A 13,205-nucleotide genomic window follows, 5' to 3' on the forward strand; every position below is an offset into this window, starting at 1 on the left:
TACAAATATGCAAATTAAAGACTTATTTAAAAAAGACATATTCCGGCCAATTAATAACGTTGTTCAAGCGGAGCAAATGGAAGAGAATGTAGTCAAAACGGAACTAGATGAGTATGTCTTAACAGAAGAAAGTGAACATTATTTAGATCGTTTTTACCGTAATTATTTAGCTGTTTATGACCAACCATCAACTAAAGTAGGTGTATGGATTTCTGGTTTCTTCGGATCTGGTAAATCACACTTCTTAAAAATCTTGTCCTACTTATTACATAATCAGGCGATTGCAGAGAGAACCCCAGCTGATTATTTCCAGGATAAAACAGACAACGAAGAGTTACTAAGTATGATGCGGCAAGTGTCAGAGAAAAATTCGGATGCTTTACTTTTTAATATTGATTCACGATCCACATCTTCATCTAAGGATTCAGAAAAAGAACGAATCATTGAAGTATTCCTAAGAGTGTTTAATAACCATCTTGGCTATTCAGATACACTTTGGGTAGCAGAAATGGAACGTCAATTAGATGAAGATGGAAAGTACGAGGAATTTAAGCAAGCCATCTATGATCAAAACGGTACAGCTTGGGAAGAGTTCCGTTTAAAGATATTATTACGAAAAAAGAAAGTCATTAAAGCATTAGAATCTGTAGGTTATGACCAAGACACAGCTGAAACCTTCTTTGCGATGAGTAGAGAATGGTTTTCGATAGATGCTTTACGTGTTGCAGAACTTGTGGCTGATTATTGTAAAAAACAAGGCCCAGATTATCGTTTAGTTTTTCTAGCGGATGAAATCGGCCAATATATCGGTAATAACACCAGTTTAATGCTTAACTTACAAACGATTACTGAAAAATTAGGTGATTTAAGTCAAGGTCAAGCATGGGTCATTGTGACTTCACAAGAAAAATTGGAATCAACTGTATCAGATCTTGATAGTACAAAAGACTTCTCAAAAATCCAAGGTCGTTTTGAAACAAAAATCAACTTATCTAGTGCCAATACAGATGAAGTCATCAAGAAACGTCTCTTAGAGAAGAAAGATGTCGGAGAGGAAACGTTAAAAACGATTCATGACCAAGAAGGAAAGCTCATTCATAACAGACTCGCTTTTGATACTAAGAACACACAACTTCGATCAGGCTATCGAAGCATAGAAGAGTTTGTATCCTTTTATCCATTTGTCCCTTATCAGATTGAATTACTTCAAATGATATTTACAAAAATTCGTAATCTAGGTGAAGGAGGACAACACACATCTCGTGGTGAACGTTCATTGCTTAAAGCCTTCCAAGAGGCAGCGCAACTAAACGCTGATGAGAATGTCGATAATATGGTGACTATGGCGGAATTTTATCCTTCTATTCGAGATTATCTAGAATCATCGATTACAGGTACGATTGCAAGAGCTCAGGATCGAGCACGTAATGATGAGGGATTAAAAGAGTATGATGTAAAAGTACTTCAAGTTCTTTACTTAATCAAAGGGATCGATGAAATTAAATCAGCACCTAGTAACATTGCGACCCTAATGGTTGAAACCATTTATGATGAACGTCAGCCGTTAGAATATAAAATCAAGGAATCATTAAATCGCCTGCAAACAGCCATGTTCATTGAACAACATGCGGATGGTTCATATTCCTTCTTGTCAGATGAAGAACAAGAAATCAATCGTGAAATTCGTGTAGAAGAGTATAATTCAGCAGCGGTTAAAGAACGACTTGGGAACTTGTTTTTCAATGTCATGTATCGTCATCCGAAGTATGAATACAAACATAATGAGCAGACGAAACACTTTGATTACAATAAACGATTCGATAGCTACGTAAAAGGTCAAATGAATCATGAGTTAACCATGCAAGTGTTTACAGAAGGGATGACTGATTCAGAGGCGGCACTTCAGGCCAATTCAGGTCATTTAATTATTCTTTTAGATAAAGAGAATGTAGCAGAAGCTGAGAGTGCACTTGCCTATATCCAACAAGTCGATAGTTATGTGCGTCGTAAACAATCTAGTACAACGACCCAGCAGCAAAAACGTATATTTGAGACAAAGCTTGCTGAGGTAGATGAATATTCGCAAAAGGCAGAAGAGCTATTAGCAAAAGCTTGTGAGAATGCCGGATTTTATATTCAAGGTCAACTTCGTGATTTTAGCGGCAATTTTCAAAGTAAAGTTGACCATGCAATGAATATGTTAATTCGAAGTACATTTACGAAATTTCATTATATTGAAGAACCCATTTCGTTTAAAAACAGTAGAAATGAGTGGGAACAAGTAGCTGAGAATTTAGGTCAACAGAGCTTGTTCAGTGATCTGAACCACAACGCAATGGATGAAGTGAAACATTTTATTGAAGAGTTGGAACGTTCACATGACCAAAGAACGTTAAAACAAGTTGTGCAAAAATACAAAGCAGTTCCTTACGGGTGGGAAGAACAAGATACCATCGCTATATTAATGGGATTAATGAATGCTGGAAAAGTACGATTCACGTATGCAGGCGAGCCATTTAACCCTAACTCCAACAAATTTTATGATCGATTGGAAAAAGTATCTGAACGAGATCGTATTGTAGTCTTACCAATCGTAGAGATGGATAGCCAAGTCAAACAAGATTTGATTGCATTAGTCCGTGATTTCTTCTCTATTACACAAACACATGACACTTATGAAGCTTATGAGGAAATTTTACGAGAAAGAGTCAAAGAAGAATTTGTAAATCCTATTGAAGAAATTAGAAAAAGACGACGTCAACAAGATCTAACAAGTGGTTATTTATATCCGGGTGAAAAGGATATTAATAGGGTTGCAAATGATACCCAAAAATTACTTTCAATTCGAAATCCAGAACAATTTTGTAGAACATTTATTCAGTATGAAGATGATATTGAGGAATGGTACGACGTTTTAGAAAAACTACAAGGTTTTTATAATGGTAACCCTATAAACAATTTTGACAAAGCCGTGCAAGCACTCAAAGAACATCAACATGACTTAGAAATCATTCACAACGAAAAGTTAGAAGACATAGCTCAACGCATGAAACAAATTTTATTGCAGGAAGAACCAACAAAAGATATTAGCCGTTTGCCAGAGCTAACTAATGATCTTCAGAGTCTCATACAAGAAGAAACCGAAAAACAAAAACAAGCCGTATTAGTTCAGTCCGATAAATCAATTGAAGCAATCCAAGCATTACTGGACCAGTATTCTCAACATGAAACGATTGTAGATTATATTCAATCTAGAAAAGAACAAGCAAAACAAATTTACGATAAGATTAAAGAAAGCGAACGAATCTCTAGTGCTCGAATCAATCAACAACAACTTATCGACATTGTTGGTTCAACAAAATCAAAAGCACGTGAAATGCTAAAAGAATTAAGGGAAGATACAGACACAGTTAAAAGGGAACCTAAAACAATCACAGAGCAAGAGTTGTATAACTCCTTCTTTAGTCAAGTCAATATAATTGAATCTGAAGAAGATTTAGAGCTTGCTATAGAATCATTGAAGAAGAGCTTAATTAGAGAATTGCAAACTCATTATTTTGTAAAATCATAAACACGGGGCAGAGAACAATCTGCTCCTCTACATATAGGGGTGAAACAATGAATAAGGCCGAACTAAAAAAATTTGCGGTAGAAGCTAGACGAGATTTAATTGATAAAGTGTCACTTAAAGCTGAACAATATGGAATTACCGAAGATAATCAAGAAGTAGATATTGAAGAAAACTATGGACAATTAATCGTTAATGGTAAGACCTTCCCAATAGAAATGAAACATGCTGTTCATACGTTACAACAACGTTTGAATAAGGTGGGTTATGATCAACTCATTGAAGAAGTGGCTTATACGTGGTTTAACCGAATTATTGCAATTCGTTATATGGAAGTCAATAACTATTTACCTGATCGGGTCAACGTATTATCTAGTAGCACAGGTAAAAATGAACCTGATATTTTACTTCAATATGAAACAATGGTTTTAGATGTGGATCACCAACAAATAAATAAATGGCTTCAGAAAAACGACAATGAAAAGGCTTATAGGAAATTATTTGTTGCTCAATGTAATAATTTGAATACTGTTTTGCCTACACTATTCGAAAAAATAAATGATTATACAGAGTTACTTCTCCCAGATTATTTATTGGACAGTGAATTTATTATTTCTAAACTAGTAGTTAATCAAGAATTAGATGATAGCTTTAAAGAGGTAGAAGTAATTGGATGGTTGTACCAGTATTATAATGCAGAGCCAAAAGATGAGGTTTTTGCTAAATTAAGAAAAAATAAAAAAGCTGAGAAAAACGAAATACCTGCTGCTACACAATTTTTTACACCTAAGTGGATTGTCCAGTATATGGTTGAAAATTCTTTGGGTCAGTTATGGGTAGAAGCTAATCCTAATTCAGAAATTAAAAAGTCACTTAATTATTATATAGAACCTGCTGAACAAAAAAAAGAAATGAATACAAAACTTGAGGAAATTAGATATAAATCAATAAACCTAGAAGAAATTACAATTATTGACCCTTGTGTAGGTTCTGGGCATATATTGGTTTATGCTTTTGATTTACTATATCAAATGTATGAAGAAGCTGGTTACATAAGCAGAGATATTCCTAAATTAATCTTAGAAAATAACTTGTACGGATTGGATATAGATGAGAGAGCCACTCAATTGTCATCATTTGCTCTAATGATGAAAGCAAGGGAGAAGTCTAGACGAATTTTGCGACAAAGTGTGGAGCTGAAAATATTAGCAATTGAAGAATCAAATGATTTAGAAATAAAAGGATTATGTAGCCTTATAGCTAATAATCCACAAGAAGAACAAGAAATTGAGTCGATTATAATTTTTTATAACGATGCTAAAAACTTCGGCTCAATGTTAACGCCGCCTAATATTGATTTCAAAAAATATCTTAATCGCATAAATTCTATAGGTGAGGTTCAAATTTCATTAGAAACGACTAATGCTTATGATCAATTAGATGTACTGAAAAAAATCCTTGTTCAGACTCAAGTATTAGCCTCTCAATTTGATGTAGTAATAACAAACCCACCATATATGGGGAACAGAGGGATGAATAAATCACTTAAGGATTATGTTAAGAAGCATTATAAAAAATCGAATTTTGATTTATATGCTACGTTTATTGAGAGAATTAATGTTTTTACTAAAGATTATGGTATTAATAGTTCTATAACTCAACATTCTTGGATGTTTTTAAGAAGTTTTGAAGACTTAAGAAAGTATTTGTTAAGTAATTATACTATTTTAAATTTAGTTCATTTAGGAAGTAAGGCATTTGAGGATATAGGTGGTGAAGTTGTTCAAACTTCCTCTCAAACATTTCGAAAAATCACAGAGTCTAATTATAATAGCGCTTATGTTAGATTAGTGGACTATAGCAACTCACAATCTAAAAAAGATAATTTTTCTCAAATAAAAAATAAATTGTATAATTATCAAAAAAGTTTCCACAATATCCCTGGATCTCCGATTGCTTATTGGGCAAGTGAACGAGTAAAAGAAATTTTCAAAGAATTAGATAAATTAGGAAATGTTGCAACACCCAGAGTGGGCCTTCAAACCGGTGACAATGATAGGTTTTTGCGTTTATGGTATGAAGTAAATAATTCTAAAATTGGTTATAAATGTGTTGGTAGACATGAATCAAAATTAAGTTGCAAAAAGTGGTTCCCGTACAATAAAGGTGGTACCTATAGAAAATGGTACGGTAACCAAGAGTACGTAGTGAATTGGTATAATGATGGTGATGAAATCAGGAACTTTAAAGGAAACGATGGTAAATTAAAATCAAGGCCTCAAAATATGGATTATTATTTTAAAGAGGGATTAACTTGGTCATTTGTAAGTTCATCGAATTTTGGAATTCGTTATACCCCAAAAGGTTTCTTATTTGATGTCGGAGGGTCTTCACTGTTCCCAGAAGTGGATGGAAATATTTTATTAAGTTATTTAGCTAGTAAGGTTTCACCTTATTTTATTTCATTTGTTAACCCTACTTTAAACTTTCAAGTGGGTAATGTTGCAAGTTTGCCAATGCCAGTTCTTAATAAAGATCTAAAGTACGAAGTGAGTAAACTAACACAAGAAAATATTAATATTTCTAGACTGGATTGGGATTCATTAGAAACTTCTTGGGACTTTAAGAGTCACCCTTTTATTACTTATAAAATTAATAATAAAATTTCGGACTCTTATGGTAATTGGAATCAAGAAACTATGAATAGATTCAATAAATTAAAAGATAATGAAAGAGAAATTAATGAAATATTTATTAGTTATTTTGGTTTACAAGAAGAACTGTATTCAGAAGTAGATGACAATGAAATTACGATTGTAAAAGCTGATTGTACTAGAGATGCTAAATCATTCTTATCTTACTTTATTGGATGTGTCTTAGGTCGCTATTCCCTAGATAAAGAAGGTCTGGCCTATGCAGGCGGTGAATTTGATGAATCAAAGTATAAAATATTTAAACCTAATCAGATTGGGCTTATTCAATTAACGGATGACCACTACTTTGATATTGATATTATGGTTCGTTTACGAGATTTTTTATCGGAAGCGTTTAGTCCGGAGACAGTAGAGGAAAATATGCAGTGGTTAGCTGAATCATTAACAATGAAGAAAAATGAGTCGCCGGAGGAGCGGTTGCGTCGATACTTCTTAGATGAATTCTTCACAGATCATTGTAAAACTTATCAAAAGCGGCCTATTTATTGGTTAGTTGATTCAGGTAAACAAAAAGGTTTACGAACTCTTGTCTATATGCACCGTTATCAACCAGATACGATGGCAACGATTCGTTTTGAACATTTACAAGAGATTCAGTCGAAGTATCAAAATGAAATTAGTATGATTGATACTCGTTTAGCTAATCCAAGCTTATCGGCAACGGATAGACATGGCTTAGAAAAAGCGAAAACATATTATCAAAAGAAGCTAGATGAACTTCAAGAATTTGATAAGCATTTAGCTACATATGCCAATGAACAAATTGATATTGACTTAGATGATGGGGTTAAATTGAACTATGCTAAATTTGATAAAGTGCTATCAAAGATTAAATAACTTAAAGGGAAGTGCTGTGATCTGCCTTTTAGATGAGGGGTGAAACAATGAATAAAGTCGAACTAAAGAAATTTGCTGTAGAGTCTAGACGCGACTTGATTGATAAAGTGTCACTTAAAGCTGAACATTATGGAATTACCCAAGATAATCAAGAAGTAAATACTGAAGAAACCTATGGACAATTAATCGTAAATGGAAAGCCATTCCCAATAGAGATGAAACATGCTGTTCATACGTTACAACAACGTTTGAACCAGGTGGGTTATAACCAGCTTATTGAGGAAGTTGCATACACGTGGTTTAACCGGATTATTGCGATTCGTTATATGGAAGTCAATAACTATTTACCTGATCGGGTCAATGCATTATCGAGTAGTACAGATAAAAATGAACCTGATATTTCACTTCAATATGAAACAATGAACTTGGACGTGGATCGTGAAAAAATAAATGAATGGCTACAAAAAGGTGATAATGAACAAGCTTATCGCACCTTATTTATTGCACAGTGTAATGCATTAAATAAACTCCTACCATTCTTATTTGAGAAAATTGAAGATTATACCGAATTATTATTACCTGACTATTTATTAGACCAGGAATCTATCATTCGTAAAATGGTTAACGATTTGTCTGATGGAAACTTTTATCAAATATATGAAGATGGCTCCCGAAAAGACAATGTAGAAGTGTTAGGCTGGCTTTATCAATATTACATGTCAGAGAAGAAAGAGCAGGTTGGAGGACTACGAAACAATGCAGTGAAAAAAGAAGACCTGCCTGTCGTCACGCAATTATTCACACCAAAATGGATTGTACAGTATATGGTACAAAACTCATTAGGGAAATTATACGATGAGAAGTATCAGAATAATCAATTGGCCCAGCATTGGGAGTACTACTTAAAACACGAAGAAAATCATCATCTATACCCAGAATTTGATTCATTAGAAGAACTTAAAATCATGGATCCGGCTTGTGGGTCAGGACATATCTTACTTTATGCCTTTGATATGTTATATGACATGTATGAAGAAGCGGGATATCCAACTAGAGAGATACCTCAGCTGATTTTAGAAAATAACTTGTACGGTTTAGATATTGATAAACGGGCTCAACAAATTGCGAACTTTGCGTTGTTAATGAGAGCTGCTGAAAAACAGCCACGTTTCATCTCGAGATTGAGTCGAAAAGGTAAAAGTCCAAAGCTGAATGTCTATGAAATAGTTGAAGCTGATCTATCTTTATCGGAAGAAGCAATTGAATATTTTATTGAAAATAAAACCGAAAAATTATTAGTCGAGGAATTATTGAATCAGTTCGATAGTGGAAAACAATTTGGGTCATTGATTAATCCTATTGAGGTTCCTTATGAAGAATGGATTTATCGAATTAATAACTTAGGAAATGACAAACATGATTTAATAGATGAATCGTATTCTAGTGAATTAAAAGAAAAATTGTTACCTGTTTTAAAACAAGCCTATGTGTTATATCAAAAATATGATGTGGTTGTGACTAATCCACCTTATCATAATAAGTATAATTCAGTTCTTAAAAAATTTATAAATACTAATTTTAAAAATTATAAAACTGACTTATTTTCGGCATTCATATACAATGCAAAGAATCAAACAAAGCATTCTGGTTATGCATCATTAATGACACCGTATACCTGGATGTTTTTATCTTCACATGAAAAGTTACGTGAGTTTATACTTAATAATTCAACAATTTCAAGTTTCGTTCAACTTGAATATTCAGCATTTGAAGAAGCCACTGTTCCAATTTGCACATTTGTTATACAAAATCAAACGAAACAACCTAAAGGAGAGTTTGTTAGGTTGGCTGATTTCAAAGGAACAAAATTACAACCTATTAAATTAAAGGATGCCGTTAAAAATTCTGAGGTGAATTACAGATATATCAATGATACTAGCACTTTTCCTGATATCCCTGGTTCCCCTATTGCCTTCTGGTCAAGCTATAAAACAAGGAAGTTATTTCGTGGAAATAAAATGTTAGGTGATGTTGCTGAAACAAAAGTTGGCGTTTCCACCGGAGATAATAAGAAATATGTTCGTTTATGGTATGAAGTTGAGATAAATAAAGTAGGATTTGGTTTAAATCATAATGATAATAACAGTAAATATAAATGGTTTCCATATAATAAAGGAGGCCCTTTCAGAAAGTGGTTTGGTAATCAACTAGAAGTAGTTAATTGGGCTAATAATGGAGAAAGTATTAGAAAAAATGGAAGAGGTGTAGTACGTAATCCTAATTATTACTTTAGAGAGGGGATAACATGGTCGGATATTACTAGTGGGTCATTTAGTGCGAGATATTCACCGCAAGGATTTATTTTTGGAACTGTAGGTTTGATGTTATTCTCTGACCATAATTTAAAATTTATATTAGGCTATATGAATAGTAAAGTATTTGCTCACTTTGCTAAATTCACAATGAGTACGATGCACTTTAATCCTCGAGAAGTGGCACAGCAACCTTATATTGAAGGTAATCAATATCCATCTATTACTCAATTGGTAGATGAAAATATAAGTATTTCAAAGTTAGATTGGGATTCGTTTGAGACATCTTGGTTTTTTAAAAAACATCCGTTAATAAATTTTGATAGGAATTCTAGATACCTTATTGATTCATTTAATTGTTGGAACGAAGAAACTGAAACACGCTTTAATCAAATTAAAGAAAATGAGGAAAGGTTAAATAGATATTTTATCGAATTATTTGATCTTAATGATGAGGTGTCTTCGAATGTTGAGGTAAAAGAAATTACTATAAGAAAAGCAGAACGTATGAGAGATACAATATCCTTTTTGTCTTATTTTATTGGTTGTGTTTTAGGCCGTTATTCCTTAAATCAACAAGGTCTCGCTTATGCTGGTGGAGAGTATGATGATTTGAAGTATAAGTCATTCAAGCCGAACCCTGAAGGTCTTATTCAACTAACGGATGATCATTATTTTGATAACGATATTATTGCGCGTTTAAGAGAGTTTTTATCTGTAGCCTTTAGCCAAGACACAGTAGAAGAAAATATGCAGTGGTTAGCTGAATCGTTAACAATGAAGAAAAATGAATCATCTGAAGAACGATTACGTCGTTATTTCTTAGATGAATTCTTCAAGGACCATTGTAAAACGTATCAAAAACGTCCAATTTACTGGTTGGTTGATTCTGGTAAACAAAAAGGGTTACGTACACTCATCTATATGCACCGTTACAAACCAGATACGATTGCGACAATACGTTTTGAACACTTACAAGAGATTCAGTCAAAATATCAAAACGAAATCAGTATGATTGATACTCGTTTAGCTAATCCGAGTTTATCGGCAACGGATAGGCGTAGTTTGGAAAAATTCAAAACAGATTATCAAAAGAAAATAGATGAACTTCAAGAATTTGATAAACATTTAGCAACATATGCCAATGAACAAATTGATATTGACTTGGATGATGGTGTTAAAGTCAACTATACCAAATTTGATAAAGTTTTAGCTAAGATTAACTAGCGGAAAAGAGGGGACCTCCCTCTTTCTCTTTACATAACGAGGTGAAAGACATGAATGTGATTGAAAAGTTACAGGATAAAATACAACAAGAGAAGGCCAACAAAGAACGAGCGGTTGTTTTTTGGTATGATCCACAGCAGCAGGTGAGTATAGATGAACTAGTAGCACAGTTAGGTGATATTGAGGTTAGACATTTAACTGACCGGAACTTTTTTCAGTTAAAAGTGGAACTAGAAATTCAACGCACAACCGATTCATTCCTAATTTATTCTGATGCACATAGACCAAATGATAAAGATAATATGTTGTTGGATATTTTAGCTTACAGTACGGAATTTAAGGCAGATGAGACAGCTATTTTATCTGAAGACTTAAAAGTATCTGACCATGTGTTACGTCCAATAATGGAACAATATCCTTTATTTTTCGATAGCCAAGAGCGTAAAAGAAAGTTGGGTAGATTATTACCTGAAGAAGCTGATGATTACCAGTTTGAACTGGGTATGTTGGCTGTATTAGTCAAGGCATCTGTACCTGATATGAAGGTTATTTCCCGCCAGCTACTTATCAATGGTTTCCATATGGAAGACAATGACTTCTTGAAGCAAATTAAGCGTAACTTTTCTTTAGAACATACGTTTGAAATTATCGGTCGGTATTTTGGTGTGACATTAGAACGTGCTGAAGAATCACTAGTCGAGCTATTAAATGTATTAATTTATCAACATTTTAAACAAAGTGTCAATTTTTCACTGGAAAAATGGGACATTCAATGGGCATCGTCTTCTCCTAATATTTGTGCGTTATTCGTTGAAGAATGGCTACAACACAGTGAACGTAGTATGCTAGAGGAACAAATTAAAGAATGGGAAAAGCATTATCATGTAAGGAATCAGTTAGTTAATCAAGACATTGAGAACTATTCGGCGGTTGAAACATTCCCTGTGGTCGATGCACTTATAATTGAGAAGTGTATTGATGAACTCTATCATCAAACGATTAATGTTGATGACCGTTTATCGTTGATTGATCAGCGCCTAAGGACACACTGGGGATCAAAAGGAAAACTGAAAGCCCTACATGAAACATTATACGAAGCTGTACGAATGGAGAAGTTAAAAGCTGTCGTTAATCGAATGCAACAAGAGACCGATTATTACGGGAGTTATGCTAAACATCTATACGAAATTGATCAGGCCTATCGTCATTTTATGTACCATTTTACTCATCTTGATACGAAAGACAGGCTTGAAGAAATTGCGATCCGCTTAACAAATTGGTATGAAAATGAGTATTTGCGTCGAATTGCAGATGAGATGAATTTCAAAATAGAAGATGGTTATGTATCGAAATTAATGCCACAACGCACATTTTTTGCCAAGAAAATCAGTCCGATTCTAGAAAAAGAAAATACCAGAGTTTTTGTGATTATCTCAGATGCATTACGATATGAAGCGGGTTATGAGCTTCATGAGCAGTTATCGGAGCGTGAGAACGGTACATCAACTATTGAACCGATGGCAGCGAGTTATCCTACTTATACGCAATTAGGCATGGCATCATTATTACCTCATCGTGAACTCGAAGTTGATGAAAAAGGTGTTGTTTATGCTGACGGAAAATCAACTAAAGGAATGGATAACCGTCTTAAGATATTGAAAACGGCAGAATCACAGACCGAAGCATTAAAATTAAAAGATTTGTTAAATATGAAGTCAAGTGAAGCAGAGCAGTTATTAAGAGGAAAACGGTTGGTTTATTTATATCATGATCGTATTGATGCACATGGCGACTCAAACAAAACGGAACATGAAACGTATGAAGCTGTTCAAAATACGATTAAAGATTTACATTATGCAGTTGATCGCTTATCCCGTCTTCAAGCAAAGCGTATCTTTATAACCGCAGATCATGGCTTCTTATTTCAATTTAAACAAATTGAAGAACATGGAAAAATTCCATCTGTGGATGGCAAAGTAATCGATGGCAGTCGTCGTTTTGCGGTTGGTCATCAGTTGTCAGTTCCAGAGGGAGCAATCAAGTTAACGGAGCGCCAGAGCCCACTTAAAAATGCCGAAGTCGTTCTTGCAAAAAGTCTAAACAGATTCAAAACCGGAGGAGGCCTCCAGTTCATTCATGGGGGAGCATTACCCCAAGAGGCCGTTGTTCCATTAATTGAATATCGACGTATAGAAAAGGCGCAACCAGTTAACCTGGCCGTAGCGATGATTAATAAGGTCATTACGAATTATCGTGTTCCGATTTCATTCTACCAAGAACAAAGTGTTTCTGATGAATACACGTCACGTAAAGTCCGTGCAGCTTTTTACCAAGGTGACGAACGAATTTCGAATGAAGTGGAACTTGTGTTTGACTTAAAAGGTGAAAACCGAGAACGTAACAGAAAAGTTGAATTCAACTTAGTTGAAAAACATTATAAAATTGGCGAAACATGTAAGCTGAAAATCGAAACAGTGACGAAAAAAGGTTATGAACCATATTTAGAAGAGGAATTTGTTTTACGTTTATATGAAGCATTGTATTAAG

At 34.0% G+C, this 13,205-nt stretch carries 4 protein-coding genes; all 4 read left to right on the plus strand.

The window, feature by feature from the left end; all coding sequences use genetic code 11:
- The first annotated feature begins 7 nt into the window (after nucleotides 1–7).
- Genes brxC through pglZ form a run of 4 tightly spaced genes read left to right on the plus strand, consistent with a single transcriptional unit; the run spans nucleotide 8 to nucleotide 13,204 of the window.
- Nucleotides 8–3,571, plus strand: coding sequence for a BREX system P-loop protein BrxC (gene brxC / locus ACE1TG_RS13735; RefSeq protein WP_375052968.1), 3,564 nt, complete (start codon nucleotides 8–10; stop codon nucleotides 3,569–3,571).
- Nucleotides 3,572–3,618: 47 nt separating this feature from the next.
- Nucleotides 3,619–7,119 carry a BREX-1 system adenine-specific DNA-methyltransferase PglX gene (gene pglX / locus ACE1TG_RS13740; RefSeq protein ID WP_375052969.1) on the plus strand — a complete coding sequence of 1,167 codons (3,501 nt, stop codon included), beginning with the start codon at nucleotides 3,619–3,621 and terminating at the stop codon, nucleotides 7,117–7,119.
- A 47-nt stretch (nucleotides 7,120–7,166) separates the two neighbouring features.
- On the plus strand, nucleotides 7,167–10,658 hold the full coding sequence (pglX, locus tag ACE1TG_RS13745; protein ID WP_375052970.1) for a BREX-1 system adenine-specific DNA-methyltransferase PglX: 3,492 nt from the start codon (nucleotides 7,167–7,169) through the stop codon (nucleotides 10,656–10,658).
- Between the two features lie 50 nt (nucleotides 10,659–10,708).
- On the plus strand, nucleotides 10,709–13,204 hold the full coding sequence (gene pglZ / locus ACE1TG_RS13750) for a BREX-1 system phosphatase PglZ type A (protein WP_375053042.1): 2,496 nt from the start codon (nucleotides 10,709–10,711) through the stop codon (nucleotides 13,202–13,204).
- Nucleotide 13,205 lies beyond the last annotated feature (1 nt).

This window comes from Virgibacillus sp. JSM 102003 (genome assembly GCF_041949995.1).
Taxonomy (GTDB): domain Bacteria; phylum Bacillota; class Bacilli; order Bacillales; family Amphibacillaceae; genus Lentibacillus.

Coding starts and splice junctions, on each gene's coding strand:
- pglZ (WP_375053042.1), top strand. CDS start 10,709: ATGAATGTGATTGAAAAGTTACAGGATAAAATACAACAAGAGAAGGCC.
- pglX (WP_375052969.1), top strand. CDS start 3,619: ATGAATAAGGCCGAACTAAAAAAATTTGCGGTAGAAGCTAGACGAGAT.
- pglX (WP_375052970.1), top strand. CDS start 7,167: ATGAATAAAGTCGAACTAAAGAAATTTGCTGTAGAGTCTAGACGCGAC.
- brxC (WP_375052968.1), top strand. CDS start 8: ATGCAAATTAAAGACTTATTTAAAAAAGACATATTCCGGCCAATTAAT.